At 65.9% G+C, this 14,017-nt stretch carries 13 protein-coding genes and 1 other RNA gene; 5 read left to right on the plus strand and 9 right to left on the minus strand.

Features of this window, described 5'->3' with window-relative positions:
- Nucleotides 1-16: 16 nt before the first annotated feature.
- The 7 genes from AC1DGP_RS04750 to AC1DGP_RS04780 form a co-directional block, all read right to left on the minus strand.
- On the minus strand, nt 17-1,444 hold the full coding sequence (locus tag AC1DGP_RS04750) for a UDP-N-acetylmuramoylalanyl-D-glutamyl-2,6-diaminopimelate--D-alanyl-D-alanine ligase (RefSeq protein WP_441505332.1): 1,428 nt from the start codon (nt 1,442-1,444) through the stop codon (nt 17-19).
- On the minus strand, nt 1,441-2,898 hold the full coding sequence (locus AC1DGP_RS04755; protein WP_441505331.1) for a UDP-N-acetylmuramoyl-L-alanyl-D-glutamate--2,6-diaminopimelate ligase: 1,458 nt from the start codon (nt 2,896-2,898) through the stop codon (nt 1,441-1,443). The genes AC1DGP_RS04750 and AC1DGP_RS04755 overlap by 4 nt, the downstream gene beginning before the upstream one ends.
- A gap of 25 nt (nt 2,899-2,923) precedes the next feature.
- Nucleotides 2,924-4,705, minus strand: a complete 1,782-nt coding sequence (locus tag AC1DGP_RS04760; protein ID WP_113513789.1) for a peptidoglycan D,D-transpeptidase FtsI family protein — start codon at nt 4,703-4,705, stop codon at nt 2,924-2,926.
- Entirely contained in the window at nt 4,702-5,091 is a 390-nt protein-coding gene (gene ftsL, locus AC1DGP_RS04765; protein ID WP_113513791.1) for a cell division protein FtsL, read from the minus strand. Before ftsL ends, AC1DGP_RS04760 begins: the two co-directional genes overlap by 4 nt.
- 2 nt (nt 5,092-5,093) lie before the next feature.
- Nucleotides 5,094-6,134 (minus strand): 16S rRNA (cytosine(1402)-N(4))-methyltransferase RsmH, encoded by a 1,041-nt coding sequence (rsmH, locus tag AC1DGP_RS04770; RefSeq protein ID WP_441505330.1) that lies wholly within the window; start codon nt 6,132-6,134, stop codon nt 5,094-5,096.
- On the minus strand, nt 6,131-6,610 hold the full coding sequence (locus AC1DGP_RS04775; RefSeq protein WP_441489322.1) for a division/cell wall cluster transcriptional repressor MraZ: 480 nt from the start codon (nt 6,608-6,610) through the stop codon (nt 6,131-6,133). Before AC1DGP_RS04775 ends, rsmH begins: the two co-directional genes overlap by 4 nt.
- Nucleotides 6,611-6,963: 353 nt before the next feature.
- Nucleotides 6,964-7,428, minus strand: a complete 465-nt coding sequence (locus tag AC1DGP_RS04780) for a MarR family winged helix-turn-helix transcriptional regulator (protein WP_476831860.1) — start codon at nt 7,426-7,428, stop codon at nt 6,964-6,966.
- Between the two features lie 172 nt (nt 7,429-7,600).
- Here AC1DGP_RS04780 and AC1DGP_RS04785 point away from each other — a divergent pair, with 172 nt between their 5' ends.
- Both AC1DGP_RS04785 and AC1DGP_RS04790 read left to right on the plus strand, forming a co-directional pair.
- A complete protein-coding gene (locus tag AC1DGP_RS04785) occupies nt 7,601-8,026 on the plus strand; it encodes an organic hydroperoxide resistance protein (RefSeq protein ID WP_476831782.1) in 426 nt (141 codons plus the stop codon).
- Between the two features lie 129 nt (nt 8,027-8,155).
- A complete protein-coding gene (locus tag AC1DGP_RS04790) occupies nt 8,156-9,109 on the plus strand; it encodes an MBL fold metallo-hydrolase (protein WP_476831783.1) in 954 nt (317 codons plus the stop codon).
- Between the two features lie 46 nt (nt 9,110-9,155).
- On the opposite strand, the gene rnpB is transcribed toward AC1DGP_RS04790, so the two are convergent.
- Nucleotides 9,156-9,547: RNase P RNA component class A (gene rnpB / locus AC1DGP_RS04795), an RNA gene on the minus strand.
- Nucleotides 9,548-9,606: 59 nt separating this feature from the next.
- Nucleotides 9,607-10,230: a lytic transglycosylase domain-containing protein gene (locus tag AC1DGP_RS04800; protein ID WP_476770355.1), complete on the minus strand. Its 624-nt coding sequence runs from the start codon at nt 10,228-10,230 to the stop codon at nt 9,607-9,609.
- Between the two features lie 464 nt (nt 10,231-10,694).
- Between AC1DGP_RS04800 and AC1DGP_RS04805 the strand changes: the two genes are divergently transcribed.
- From AC1DGP_RS04805 to AC1DGP_RS04815, 3 genes are all read left to right on the plus strand, one after another.
- Nucleotides 10,695-11,444 carry a TerB family tellurite resistance protein gene (locus tag AC1DGP_RS04805; protein WP_441489326.1) on the plus strand — a complete coding sequence of 250 codons (750 nt, stop codon included), beginning with the start codon at nt 10,695-10,697 and terminating at the stop codon, nt 11,442-11,444.
- Nucleotides 11,441-12,226: an N-acetylmuramoyl-L-alanine amidase gene (locus AC1DGP_RS04810; RefSeq protein WP_476770356.1), complete on the plus strand. Its 786-nt coding sequence runs from the start codon at nt 11,441-11,443 to the stop codon at nt 12,224-12,226. Before AC1DGP_RS04805 ends, AC1DGP_RS04810 begins: the two co-directional genes overlap by 4 nt.
- A 126-nt stretch (nt 12,227-12,352) precedes the next feature.
- The gene (locus tag AC1DGP_RS04815; RefSeq protein WP_476831784.1) at nt 12,353-14,017 is read left to right on the plus strand and encodes an efflux RND transporter periplasmic adaptor subunit; all 1,665 of its coding nucleotides are present in this window, start codon (nt 12,353-12,355) and stop codon (nt 14,015-14,017) included.

Consider the following 14,017-nt stretch of genomic DNA (forward strand, 5'->3'; position numbering starts at 1 on the left):
CTATGTTCCTCTTGTCTCAGTCGTCGGCAGGCACGGCAGGAAACCGGGCGGCGATGGCCTTGACGACCAAGCCCATATGGGAGCCGAGCGACCCCTTGACGGTGACGACGTCCCCGGCCCGGATGGCGTCCAGGACAAGCGGCGCAAGCTCGCTCGACTGCGCCGCATAAGCACCGCGCATGCCCGATGGCAAGATGTCGTAAAGTCCGCGCATCAGCGGCCCACAGGCAAAAACCCGGTCGATCGCGTTTCCGGTGATGGGGTCCGCGAGCCCCGCGTGCAGCTGCGGAGCGCTCGGGCCGAGTTCCCGCATGTCGCCCAGCACCGCGACGCGGCGGCCTCGTCCCGTCACGGGAATGCGACCCAGGTTCTCGATTGCGGCCCGGACCGAAGCCGGGTTGCCGTTATAGCTCTCGTCGATCAGCGTGAACGGGCCCGATGGCGTGCTCAGCATCTGGCGTGCGCCACGACCGGCAGGCGGCGTAAGGTCGCCGAGTGCGAGCACCGCCAGTGCCAGATCAGCGCCGACAGCCTCGACCGCAGCGAGAACCGCGAGCGAATTCAGCACGATATGCTTGCCCGGGCTGCCGAGCCGGTAGGTCACAGGCTTGCCGAGCACCACTGCATCCACCGTCGAGACATCCGGCTTGAGCGAGCAGGACAGGAGCCTGACATCGGCATCGGCACTCTCGCCGAAGCTGATGATCCGCCCGGCAGGGCTCTCTTCGGCCAGGCGCCTCAGCAGCGCGGCCTGAGCGATGTCGGCATTGACGATAGCAGTGCCGCCCGGCTTCAGCCCTGTGAAGATCGCAGCCTTCTCCTCCGCAATCCCCTCGACCGACTCGAAGGCGGCGAGATGGACGGGCTGGACCGTCGTGACGATCGCGACGTCCGGCGAAACCATCCTGGCGAGTGGCAGGATCTCGCCCGGATTGCTCATGCCGATCTCATAGACGCCATAGCGCACGGAAGCCGGCGTGCGGGTCAGCGTCAGCGGCACACCCCAGTGATTGTTGTAGGAGGCGACCGGAGCATGGGTCTCGCCCTGACGGGACAGGACAAGTCGCAACGCCTCCTTGGTGCCGGTCTTGCCGACCGAGCCGGTCACCGCGATGACCGCGGCCGTGAGTTCGGCCCGGCGAGCCATGCCGGCCAATTCCATCGCGTGCAGCACGTCGGAGACAACGGCGCAGGGCCCTGCCCCGATAAAGCTCGCGGCATGAGCTTCATCGATGACGGCAAGCGCCGCCCCCTTTGCCAGGGCGGCCTCGACGAACTCATGTCCGTCGCGTTCCCCGCCCTTGATCGCGAAGAAGACGTCGCCGGGCTGCAGCGTCCGGGTATCGATCGAAGCGCCGGTCACAGCGGCCGGCATCTCGCCGCGCAGCCTGGCTCCCATGGCGCCGATCAGGCGCTCTCCCGACCACAAAGGCATGCCGCTCATGCTTCGATCTCCGCGATGGCCGTCCGCACCACGTCGTGATCGGAAAAAGGCAGGGTCCGATCGCCTATGATCTGGCCGGTTTCATGGCCTTTTCCCGCCACCACGAGGAGATCCCCGGGAGCGATCAGGCCGACGGCGGTGCGAATGGCCTCGGCCCTGTCGCCGATCTCGCGCAGCCCCGGAGCAGCCGCGAGGATCTCGGCGCGGATTGCAGCGGGGCTCTCGCTGCGTGGGTTGTCGTCGGTGACGATCGCGATATCGGAGCACTCGGCCGCGATACGACCCATGATCGGACGCTTGCCGCGATCACGATCGCCGCCGCAGCCGAAAACGCAGATCAGCCGGCCGGGCGCATAGGGCCGCAAGGTCGCGAGCACCGCCGCCAGCGCATCCGGCTTATGGGCGTAATCGACGACGACGAGACCACCATTGATCTCTCCGACACGCTCGAGCCGTCCGGCCACGCCACGCAGCCCCGCGATCGCCTGGAGTGAAGCGTCTTCGTTTTCCCCCGTTGCGATGGCCAGGCCTGCGGCGACCAGCGCATTGCCGGCCATGAAGTCGCCGACCAGGGGCAGCACGACCTCGAGCTCGCGCTGCTTCACCCGAATCCTGAGCCGTTGCAAAAAGCCTTCGCGCGCTGCGCCGAGCAGGGTCAGCGTTTCACCCGCCTTGCCGATGCCGATGATCGGATGCCCCTTGGCGAGCGCGGCCTGGGCTGCCTCGCCGGCGTAAGGCTCGTCGCGGTTGATCACGACCGGCGCTCCCTCGGGCAGAAGCTCCCAGAGCCTGAGCTTGGCTGCGAGATAGTCCGCCACGCTCGGATGATAATCGAGATGGTCGTGCCCGAGATTGAGGAAGGCGCCAGCCTTCAATCTCACTCCGTCCAGGCGGCGCTGGTCGAGCCCGTGAGAGGACGCTTCCATCGCGAGATGACTGATGCCTTCCCCTGCGAGCTTGTCGAGCGAGGCGTGCAGCGAAATCGGGTCCGGCGTGGTCAGAGAGCCGTAATCAGCGCCCCGCGACGTCACGACGCCGATCGTGCCGAGGCTGGCTGCTTCATGGCCCAATGCCGAGAAGATCTGTCGGGTGAAGTCGGCAACCGAGGATTTGCCGCTGGTCCCGGTTACCGCCACGATCGTACCGGGCTGGCGCGGATGCACCCGCGCAGCCGCAAGCGCCAGAGCCCGGCGCGGGTCGTCGACACGCGCGAAGGCCACCGAGGGGTCGAGCTCTGCTGGACGCGCATGATCCGTGACGATGGCGGCAGCACCGCGCGCAACGGCATCTGCAACGAAGCGTGCGCCGTCTGTCCTGGCGCCGGCATAGGCGACGAAGACGTCCCCCGGCTTGACCTTGCGGCTGTCCATCGCGACCCCGCCGACACGGCGGGACGCACCTTCGGCGAATGCCCCGGGGAAAAGTTCACCGAGACTGAATTCGCTGCTGCCCATGATCTCGCCTGTCAGTTTCGTTGCTTCAGCGCGTTCCCCAGGCGCCGAGCTTCGCCATCAGCGGGAACGGGGCGACCGGCGGTTCGAAACGCGGCGGCAAGCCGAGGATCGGCGCGGCGCGTTCGATGACCTTGCCGGTCGTGATACCGGCATTCCAGGCGGCGGTCGAATAGCCCCCGCTCTCGGCATAGCCCTTGGGCTCGTCATAGATCGAGAGGAAGAGATAGCGCGGCTTGTCTGCCGGCACGATCGCCATGAAGGTCGTGAAGTTGCGGTTCTTGGCGTAGCGCCCACCGATGACCTTTTCGGCCGTGCCGGTCTTGCCGCCGACGAAATAGCCCGGGACGTCCGCCTTGCGGGCTGAGCCACGCTCGCCATTGATGCGCATGATGTAGCGCATCGCCTCCGAGGTTTCCGGCTTGATGACGCGAACCCCGAGGCGCTTGGCGTCCTCCTCCGAGCGCTTGATGAACGTCGGAGTGATCAGGTTGCCGCCATTGACCAGCGCCCCGACAGCAGCCAGGGCCTGGATCGGCGCAACCGCGAGGCCGTGACCGAAGGCGATGGTCGCGGTGTTGAGCTCGCCCCAGCGCGGCGGGATGAGCGGCTCGGCGCTCTCGGGCAACTCGGTCCGCATGCGATCGAGCTGGGCCATCTTGCGCAGGAAGGCCTTGTGGCCTTCCACGCCGACGGACAGCGCCATCTTGACCGAGCCCATATTCGACGAATGCACGAACACCTCCGGCACGGTCAGTGTTCGGCCCGTGCCATGGTACTCGCGAATGACATGGCGGCCGAAGCGCATCATGCCGCCTGCAGTCGAATAGGTGGAGTTGATGTTTGCCTTGCCGGAGTCCAGCGCCATCGCAACCGTCAGCGCCTTGAAGGTCGAGCCCATTTCGTAGACGCCGACATTGATCCGGTTGATACGGTCCTTCTCCTGCGCATCGACCGGGTTGCTCGGGTCATAGTCGGGCAGGGACACCGAGGCGATCATCTCGCCTGTCGTCACATCCATGATCGCACCGGCCGCCGCAATGGCCCGGTACTTCTCCATGCCCTTGACCAACTCGTCGCGCAGCAGGTGCTGCACGCGCAGGTCGATCGACAGGGCCACGGGCTTGAGATCCGACGCCTGGGTTGCGAGACCGGCGCCGTTCAGATCCTGCAGCCCCTGCGAGTCGATATATTTCTCCATTCCCGCAATGCCGACATTGTCGACATTGGCAAAGCCGAGCACATGCGCCGCCGCCGGCCCATTCGGGTAGACGCGCTTGTTCTCGGGCACGAAGCCGACGCCGGGAATGCCGAGGCGATGAACCTCGGCTTGCTGGCGCGGCGTGATCTCGCGCTTGACCCAGATGAAGCCGCGCTTGGTGCCGAGCCGGTCGCGCAGATCCTTTGCATCGAGATCAGGCAGGACGGCAGTCAGCAGCTCGGTTGCCTCGTCCTTGTCGAGGATCTTGCGCGGCTCGGCGAAGACCGAGACGGTCCTGATGTCAGTCGCGAGAACGGTTCCGTTGCGGTCGACGATATCTGGCCGTGCGGCCGAGATCGCGTTGGAGGTCGCGCGGCGCAGACCGACCTGCTCGTTCGGCAAGGTGGCGAGCATCACCAGACGGCCGGTAATGGCCAGGAACAGGGCGGAGAAGCCCAGGATCACGAGACCGACGCGCGGCTGGCTCTTCTCGCCGCTCATCCGGAAGACATCGCGCAGGAAATGCAGCCGCCCGCGCGGCACCGGCTGCCCCTCCTCGATATCGTCCGGACGCTGGTGGTCGGTCGCAGAGAGCTTCGGCTCGGTCATGGGCGGGCTCCCGGCGTGGTGACGCCACTCGTCTTGCGATCCCTCGGTGTTTCGGTCGGCAGACCGAGGCCGAGATCCTCAAGCTTGCGGCCGATGGAATCCACCTTCGGACCGCGGTTCGGGATATCCGAGGCGCGCACGACCTGCGTCACCGAGAATGGCTGGAGGTCGAGATGGCGCTCGCTCAGTGTCTGCAACCGATCGGGCCGGTTCAGGAACTGCCATTCCGCCTTGAGCACGGCGATCGCATCGCGCTCGCGCTGCGCCTTGGCCTTGAGCTTTTGCAACTGCTCGGATTCGAGCGTCGTCTCGTATTTGATCGTGTAGGCATAGAGCGCCGAGGAGACCAGAGCGCAGATCGCAACCACATGCAGGAGCTTGATCATCCCTAGGATCTCCGGCGAGGCTGCGGTGACGGCACGCCTGCAAGCGCAGTGAGCTCGGGCTCCGGCGCGCGAGCCGGAGCGGCAGTGCGCTGCGCTGCACGCAACTTGGCGGAACGAGCCCGCGGATTACTCCGCATCTCCTCCTCGGAAGGCGCGACGGCTCCCCTGGTCACCAGCGAGAAGGTCGCGACAGGCGCTGTCGTGGCCGGCGCATGGCGCGAAGCCGCCGGTGCACGCCCAGAGCGGGTCGCCAGGAACTGCTTGACGATGCGGTCCTCGAGCGAATGAAAGGTCACGACAGCCAGGCGTCCGCCCTCGCCCAGCGCCTCTTCGGCCGCGTGCAGGGCCCGCACCAATTCGCCGAGCTCGTCATTGACCGCGATGCGCAAGGCCTGGAATACGCGGGTCGCCGGATGCGCACCGCCGGGCTCAACCCAGACGATGCTGGCCACGAGTTCAGCCAGTTGCTTCGTCGTCGTCAGCGGTGCCTTGCGCCGAGCCTCGACGATCGCGCGTGCGACGCCTCGCGAACGACGCTCCTCGCCGTAGTGATAGAAAATATTGGCGAGCAGTCCCTCCTCCGCCTCATTGACGAGGTCGGCGGCGCTCTGCCCATCCCGGCCCATGCGCATGTCGAGCGGGCCATCGAAGCGAAAGGAGAAACCGCGCTCCGCCTCGTCGATCTGCATCGAGGAGACGCCGATATCGAGCACGACGCCGTCCAGCGGGATCATCTTGAACAGCCGGGCTTCCTTGGCGAGATCTCCAAAGCAGGCCTGCGACAAGGTCAGCCGCCCGTTCGCTTCGGCAACCAGCCCTGCCCCACCGGTGATTGCCGTCGGGTCGCGGTCAAGCGCGAGCAGGGTCACATTCGGCTCTCGCGCCAGCAGCTCGCGAGAATAACCGCCGGCCCCGAAGGTGCCGTCGAGATAGCGTCCGCCCGGCCTGATCGCGAGCGCGTCGAGGGCTTCCGCCATGAGGACCGGAACATGTCGGGTCGACCCACCAGCGGCCCCGTGATCCCGGCTGCCGTGCCCCGTCATACCCCTGTCGCTCCCGGTGTCATGGTCATGTGCGAACCCAGCGTGCGCTTGACGTCGCGCAAGCGGCTGCGCGCCGCCTCCAGATGCGCCTGGAAGCGAGCCGGCTCCCAGAGCTGAAACTTGTGGCCGTGGCCCACGAAGGTCACCGCATCGGCGATGCCGGCATGCGCCCTCAGGGTCTCGCTGAGCATGATACGCCCTTCCGGATCGACCTTCAGCACCTCCGAGGTGCCGTTCAGCGCTGTCGAGAGAGATTCCCACTCGTCCGAGAAGGGGGAAAAGCGAGAGAGAATGTCGTCGATCGTCGCTCGCAGCGCGTGTCCGCCGGCATCGAGCGCTTCCAGATCGAGCGAGGGATGGACGTAGAGCCCTTCGTAGCCGTCCTTCGCCAGGACGGCGCGAAAGCTCGCAGGGATCGAAACGCGCCCCTTGGCATCCAGCCGATTGGTGAAATTCGAGACGAAGCGGTCCGTCAATGCCGCCTCCCGGCTCGCTCCCCACCGGCGCGTAGCAGCGCCTCGGCGGCGGGTTCGAGGCCTCCCATCGAAGCAGGCACAGCAGGATCGAGACGCAAGATCCGCGCGGCACACGGACCTTGTTCTGCGTTCTGCCTGCCGGCTTCGACGGGATGATTTGGGATAGCATGGGCAAATATGGGCGTCAATGGAATCGCATTCGCCGACGCAGTGACGCCGGCCCTGGTTCGCATCACAGCCTGTTAAGGTTAAGCATCCGTAAGCGCGGGCGTTTTCTCGGAAATCCGGCACGCACAAGCGCCCGCCTGCGGCATCTCGACCGGGCGACCTCGATGAAAAATGGCGGACCGGCTTTACGCGGGTCCGCCGGCAGCCTTGAGCAGCGCCTGGCGCAGCGCGTGCAGATCTTCGGTCAGCGCAGCGACCCGCTCCGCCGAGCCACCGATCGCGCAGGCCATCCTTTCAGGCACGAGCCGAGCCTTCTCGCTGAGCGCCCGCCCTGCTTCGGTCAGGTTCAGCCGGACCTGCCGCTCATCCTCGCGGCTGCGCTCCCGACGGACCAGACCAGCGACCTCCAGTCGCTTGAGCAGCGGCGTCAGCGTGCCGGAATCGAGCATCAATCGCTCCCCGATCTCCTTCACCGTCCCGCCGTCATGATCCCATAGGACAAGCATGACGAGATATTGCGGGTAGGTCAGACCGAGTTCGGCGAGTACCGCACGATAGAGGCGGGTGAAGGCATGCCCCGCGGAATAGATCGCGAAACAGAGCTGTTCCTCCGCCTTCGGAAGCGGCGTGGCGGGAACCTTCGGCGTCATCATCTCTTCGTTTGGCATGGAGCAACGGGCCCTTCAAACTCCGGGCTTCGCGCAGCCCGATCACCGATCCGTGATGCGCTTATCATCTTGTTGACAATTCAATTGTGCACAATCTAAATCGGCACGCAAGTTCACAGAAACCCCAAGTCCCCCGAAGCCAAGGAGTTCGACCATGAAGATCCTCTACACCGCTCATGGCTCCGCCACCGGCGGACGCGAAGGCCAGGCCGCCACCGACACGGGCAACGTCAAGCTGGTGCTGAACACGCCAAAGGAGCTGGGCGGCGGCGGCGGCGACGGCACCAATCCCGAGCAGCTCTTCTCGATGGGCTATTCCGCTTGCTTCCCGGGTGCGCTGAAATTCGTCGCCGGCAAGGAGCAGGTGAAGATTCCACCGGAGGCGCGCGTCAGCGCCGATGTCGGCATCGGCCCGCGCGACGACGGCACCGGCTTCGGCATCGCCGTGAAACTGACCATCTCGGTCCCGGGCGTCGACAAGGCCGTGGTCGAGGACCTCGTCAAGAAGGCCCATATCGTCTGCCCGTATTCCCACGCGACACGCGGAAATATCGACGTCGATCTCCAGGTTGCGGCCTGAGGTCGCGCTGCCCATCTGAACTCCCGTGGTCGGGCACCGCCCCGACCACGAGACGATCAAGCCCGGCGCAAGACGGGCGCAGGCATCGTTTCCGGAAGCCCTCGATCCCTCTCGCCTCTGGAACAGACCATGTTCAACCGCCGCAACTTCCTCGCCGGCGCGGCTGCAGCCAGCATGCTGCCCGCACTCCCCGCTTTTGCCCGCGCCCCGCAAACGGCAGCGCAGGTCGCAGGCATCTATCGCCGCAAGATCGGCGATATCGAAGTCACTGCCATTCTCGACGGCTATATTCCGTTGAATGCCCAGGCCTTCCTTGGCGCGGATCCCACCCAGGTCGAACAGATCCTGGCCAATGCGGGTCTGGGCGAGAGCCTGCCGACCTCGGTCAACGCCTTCGTCGTCAACACCCGCGAGCGGACCTATCTCGTCGACACCGGAACGGGCTTCAACACGGCCTTCGGCCCGACGATGGGACGCGCCGAAGGCAATCTGCGCGCGGCTGGCATCGATCCGGCGCAGGTCGATGCGGTGATCCTGACCCATGCCCATCCGGATCATGCCGAGGGCCTGCTGACGGCAGAGAAGACCGCACGCTTCCCCAATGCCGAAGTGATCATCAACGAGACCGAACATGCCTTCTGGCATGATGAGGGCGTGCTCGCCCAGGCGCCGGCCGAAGCCAGGCCCTTCTTCGCCTCGGCCCGCAATGCGCTCGCCCCCTATGCGAGCCGCACCCGCAAGGTGAAGCCCGGCGAGGTCGCGCCCGGCCTCAGCCTCGAGCTTGTGCCGGGCCATACGCCTGGTCACAGCCTGCTTCGGATCAGCTCAGGCCCCGAGCAACTCATGCTTGTCGGCGATACCATCCACAATGCCGTGCTTCAGACGGCACGTCCCGACATCGCCTTCGTGTTCGATCTCGATGGCAAGCAGGCAGCGGCCTCGCGTAAACGCGTGCTCGACATGGTGGCGAGCGACGGCGCCCTGATCACCGGCTCGCATATCGCCTTCCCCGGCTTCGGCAAGGTGCTGAAGGACGGCGCGGCCTTCAAGTTCGTGCCGGCCGAGTGGACCTACGCACTGTAGAGACGCAAAGAGCGGCTTAAGCCGCTCTTTGCCCCGCGGGGCTGAAGGTGCCAGCCGGCCTGTAAGCCGGGTTCTGGATGGCCGGCGCATTGCTGCACCGACGTGACGGCCATTCCTCTGGGACGCACATTACTGCGCGCCTCGAGCAACCAACCCGGACGACCAGGCCTGGAAACCGGCCCCCTCCCCCTTGCGGGAGAAGCATCGTCCCTATTCGGTTTTGCTCCCGGTGGGGCTTGCCATGCCGTCCCCGTTGCCGGGTCCGCGGTGCGCTCTTACCGCACCTTTTCACCCTTACCGCGCGCCGAGGCGCGAGGCGGTTCGATCTCTGTGGCGCTTTCCCTGGGGTCGCCCCCGCCGGACGTTATCCGGCACCGTATTTCCGTGGAGCCCGGACTTTCCTCCCCCGCGAACGGGAGCGGCCGTCCGGCCGACTGGCAGCGGCGCTAGTGCGCCCTCCCCCGGCCCGCGTCAAGCGAGGCGGGGGCCATTGCCCGTCAATTCTGTGCGCTGATCGTGCGGACCTTGGCGCAATAGGTGCGGTTGGCCCCGCTCATGCGCTGGGCCATGTGCCCGCTCTGGTATTTCATCACCGTGCGGCAGGTATCGCCACCAGCCAGGCGGTAGGCTTCCGCCAGATATTTCACCGCGTAGCGGGCATTGGTCTCGGCATCGAGCAGACCGCTGGCGCTGCCGGTATAGCCCATGCCGCGCGCCGTCTGGTGGCGGATCTGCATCAGCCCCAGATTGCCGGCATTCGAGGCGCGGGGGTTGTAGCGGCTCTCGATGCGCACGACCGCGTCGGCCAGCGCAAACGGAACGCCATTGGCGGCAGCATGGCGTGCAACGATCGCTTGGAGCCCACCGGCTCCAGCCGGAGCAGTCAGTGCCGCACGACGGTGGGTGCCCGCCTTGGCGCGGTTTCCGCGTTCCGCCGCGGGGGGCGTGGTCTTAGACGTCGCCGAACCGGCCTCCTGTGCAGACGCCTCACGCTTGATTTCCGCGTCCCGGACGATGAAGGCGAGAGCATCGCTCTCGCTATTCGTAGCAGCCTTGGCAGACTGCAAAGAGGCGAGGCAAATCACGAGCGCGGCAGCTGCACCGCTGGAGGTATATTTCATCTTTTGTGGACCCCATCCATCAGAAAGGCGTTTGATGGGGAGACCGAACTGATCTGAGAATGTGTTGATAATCTGACGCCAGGCAGCGCGAATCTAAGCTATACTCGCCCCCGGTTTTTATTAATGCCTTTACTACGATAGAGGTATACTCCGTGTATTATCCGATGCCGCGAACACGCTGCCAAAGCGTTCGCAACCGGGGCGAGCCGAATCAAACCATTGCCCCATTGCTGACGTATTCCGGGCCGGAAGCCGTATTTATCCTCATTTTTCACCCCCCGGAGGATCGCGCGCGCGCCGGAAGAGCCCCCGAGCGTGTGCTGGCGCACCCGTCTGCGCGACAACCGCCATGCCCCGGGTCGCCTCATCTGGCGCATCGCGGTGGTTTTCGTCGGACCGGGCTTGGATGCCCCGGCTGGACCGGGCAAACTGCGCGCGGGGCTGAATCGGGAGTTGCCTGAACGATGGTTTCGTCTTTTTGGGGCGCGCTCGGTGGCGGCGGTCTTGGACTGGCGCTGGGCGGCCCGCTCGGCGCGCTGGTTGGTGCGCTTGCCGGCCACGTCCTGGTCGATCGCGAGGGAGCGCCCTTCGGCCCCGCGCCGCGCGAGCTGATTTTCACGACCGGACTGGTTGCCCTCTCCGCGAAGATGGCCCGCTCCGACGGTGTCGTCACCCGCGACGAGATCGCGGCCTTCCGGCGCATCGTGACCGTGCCTCCTGAGCAGGAGGCACGGATCGAGAGCCTGTTCGATCTCGCCAAGCAGACAAGCGCCGGCTTCGAGGCCTACGCTACGCAGATCGCCGAGAGCTTCAAGGATGAGCCGGCGCTGCTGGAAGACGTGCTCGACGGGCTCTTCCTGATTGCGGCGGCCGATGGCGCGATCCACGAGGCCGAGCATGCCTATCTGCGCCATGTGGCCGAGATCTTCTCGATCAACGCCGCCGGCTTTGCCCGCATCGAAGCGCGCCACATGCGTCGGCCGGACGATCCTTACCTCGTGCTCGGCGCCAGCCGGGAGATGAGCGATGCCCAGCTGAAACAGCATTACCGCCGCCTCGTCGCCGAAAACCACCCCGACCGCGAGATCGCACGCGGGCTGCCCGAGGAAGCGATCGCAATCGCCACGCGCCGCCTCGCTGCCATCAATGCTGCCTGGGATCTGATCGAGACGGAGCGAGGCCTCGGCACCGCCAGACTTCCGGAGCCCGCATGAGCCTCGCCGCCACTCCTGACAGCCGCTTTGCCGCGAAGATCTTTCCCTCGCCGAACCACGGCGAGCGCAAGGACGCGCTCGGTGCCCTCCGACGCCCCGACATGCTGATCCTGCACTACACCGGCATGAGCGACGCAGGCGCAGCGCTGCAATGGCTCTGCAACCCGGTCTCGCAGGTTTCCTCGCATTATTTTGTCTTCGAGAACGGCCACGTGCTGCAGCTCGTCCCCGAAGGCCGCCGCGCCTGGCATGCCGGCGCTTCGCATTGGGCCGGCGAGACCGATATCAACTCCTGTTCGATCGGCATCGAGATCGCCAATCCCGGCCATCCCGGCGGCATGCCCGATTTCACGTCGGAACAGGTGATTGCCACACTCAATCTGAGCCGCGACATCTGCGAGCGCTGGAGCATTCCACCCGAGCGCGTCCTTGCCCATTCCGACATCGCACCGGGCCGGAAGATCGACCCCGGTGAGAAATTCCCATGGCGGCAATTCGCGGAGGGCGGCGTCGGCATCTGGTCCGAGCCAGCCCCGATCCGTAGCGGTCGCTTCTTTGCGCGGGGCGAGAGCGGCCAGCCGGTCGAGGCGCTGCAGGCGATGTTTGCCATGCTCGGCTATGGCGTCACGGTCGACGGCATCTACGACGAGAAATTCGAAGCCGTCGTCGCAGCCTTTCAACGCCATTGGCGGCAGGAAAAGGTCGACGGTGTCGCCGATGCATCGACGATCACGACACTGCGCGACCTGGTGGCGATGACGCGGCGCGCGCGGATGGCGTGAGCCCGGGAGCTGGGCGCGGGCATACGCCAACATTGCAGTAAGTTAACTCGCCTGCGTGTTCGCTTTCTGGCATCGTTCCCCCCTTGCGAAATGTGTCCGGCTGCGCCGGATGACGGGGACAACGACTTGCGCAAACTGGTGATCGCTGCCGGCCTTGGTCTGACCGCCGCAGCAGCAGGCTATTGGGCAATCCGCCCTACGGGGGGAGCAGCCAGTGACGTCGCCTATCGTACGGCATCGATTGATCGGGGCCAGATCACCGCAGCCGTTCGCGCCACCGGCACATTGACCCCGATGACCACCGTCCTGGTCGGCTCGATGCTGTCGGGCCAGATCGTCGAGATCCTTGCGGACTACAATTCGCAGGTGAAGGCCGGCCAGGTGGTAGCCCGGCTCAACAGCGACCAGATCCGGACGCGGCGCGATGCCGCCGCCGCCGATCTCGCCCAAGGCAAGGCTGACCTTATCGTCAAGCGCGCCCAGCTCGACCGCGCCAAGTCGAGCCGTCTCAAGGCCAATTCAACCGTCAAGGACCTTGAAGCACAGCGCGATCGCGTCGCCGCCCAATTGGCCGATGCAAAACGCACGTTCGACCGGCAGAACGAGCTTTTCAACCGCAACACCGGCTCGCAGCAGAACCTGGACAACGCCCGAACCCAGGTCGAGATCCAGACCGCCACGCTCGCCTCGACCGAGGCGCAGATCTCCTCGGCCAAGGCCGAACTCAACGGGCTCGACGCCGACATCCTGCTGGCGGAGGGACAGCTTCAGTCCGGCGAGGCCCTGATCGCCAGTCGTGAGGCCAAGCTCAAGGACATCCTGATCGATCTCGAGCGAACCGATATCCGTTCGCCGGTCGACGGCGTCGTGGTGCAGCGCCAGGTCGACCTCGGTCAGACCGTCGCCGCCTCGCTCTCCGCGCCCGTCCTGTTCCAGATCGCGCAGGATCTGCGTGAGATCGACATCTACGCCAATATCGACGAGGCCGATGTGGGCCGCCTCCAGCCTGGCCAGCCCGTCTCCTTCACGGTCAACGCCTATCCGAACCGCACCTTCGAAGGTCTCGTCAACATGGTGCGACTGGGTGCGCAGACCATCCAGAACGTCGTCACCTATACCGGAGTCGTGCGCGTCGAGAACCGCGACATGGCACTGCTACCGGGCATGACGGCCAATATTCAGGTGGTTACGGAAGACCGCAGCAACGCATTGCGTGTCCCCAATGCAGCCTTGCGCTTCCGCCCGCCCGGTCAGGCGGCGGGACCAGCAGGCGCCGCCGCATCCCCATCGGGAAGCCCGCAGGCCGGACGCGGTGGCGCCCGCGCCGTCACCGCGCTGCGCGAGCGCCTCGAAACAGAGCTGCAGCCGACTGCCGAACAGAAGCAGGCGATCACCGCCATCCTCGAGGAGCGCCGCGGTCCCGGTCGTGCCGCGTTGGCCGGCCTCTCCGAGGACGAGCGTCGCGCCGCCTTCCGCGCCGCTCGCAGCGAAATGCGCACGAAGATCTCGGCCGCTCTCGATCCGGAACGCCGCGCCAAGTTCGAGGCCATGATGGAGGAAGGCCGCGCTTCCTCGCAAAGGGGAGTTCCCGGACGCGTCTATGTGCTCGATGGCGAGGGCCAGCCCAAGGTGATCCAACTTATGCTCGGCCCGACCGACGGCGCCTATACCGAGATCGTCTCCAGCGACCTCAAGGAAGGCATGCAGGTCCTCGTCGGCGGCGGCCCGCGCAGCGCTGCCGCAGCTGAACCCGCCGGCCGCCCACCGGTACGCGGACCGCGTCTGTTCTGA

This window comes from Allobosea sp. 05T433 (assembly GCF_056396065.1).

Excerpts from the sequence above, each read along its gene's own strand:
- rsmH (WP_441505330.1), bottom strand. The coding sequence starts at position 6,134 with ATGACGGGGCACGGCAGCCGGGATCACGGGGCCGCTGGTGGGTCGACC.
- AC1DGP_RS04800 (WP_476770355.1), bottom strand. The coding sequence starts at position 10,230 with ATGAAATATACCTCCAGCGGTGCAGCTGCCGCGCTCGTGATTTGCCTC.
- AC1DGP_RS04780 (WP_476831860.1), bottom strand. The coding sequence starts at position 7,428 with ATGACGCCGAAGGTTCCCGCCACGCCGCTTCCGAAGGCGGAGGAACAG.
- ftsL (WP_113513791.1), bottom strand. The coding sequence starts at position 5,091 with ATGATCAAGCTCCTGCATGTGGTTGCGATCTGCGCTCTGGTCTCCTCG.
- AC1DGP_RS04810 (WP_476770356.1), top strand. The coding sequence starts at position 11,441 with ATGAGCCTCGCCGCCACTCCTGACAGCCGCTTTGCCGCGAAGATCTTT.
- AC1DGP_RS04755 (WP_441505331.1), bottom strand. The coding sequence starts at position 2,898 with ATGGGCAGCAGCGAATTCAGTCTCGGTGAACTTTTCCCCGGGGCATTC.
- AC1DGP_RS04790 (WP_476831783.1), top strand. The coding sequence starts at position 8,156 with ATGTTCAACCGCCGCAACTTCCTCGCCGGCGCGGCTGCAGCCAGCATG.
- AC1DGP_RS04760 (WP_113513789.1), bottom strand. The coding sequence starts at position 4,705 with ATGACCGAGCCGAAGCTCTCTGCGACCGACCACCAGCGTCCGGACGAT.
- AC1DGP_RS04785 (WP_476831782.1), top strand. The coding sequence starts at position 7,601 with ATGAAGATCCTCTACACCGCTCATGGCTCCGCCACCGGCGGACGCGAA.
- AC1DGP_RS04805 (WP_441489326.1), top strand. The coding sequence starts at position 10,695 with ATGGTTTCGTCTTTTTGGGGCGCGCTCGGTGGCGGCGGTCTTGGACTG.
- AC1DGP_RS04750 (WP_441505332.1), bottom strand. The coding sequence starts at position 1,444 with ATGAGCGGCATGCCTTTGTGGTCGGGAGAGCGCCTGATCGGCGCCATG.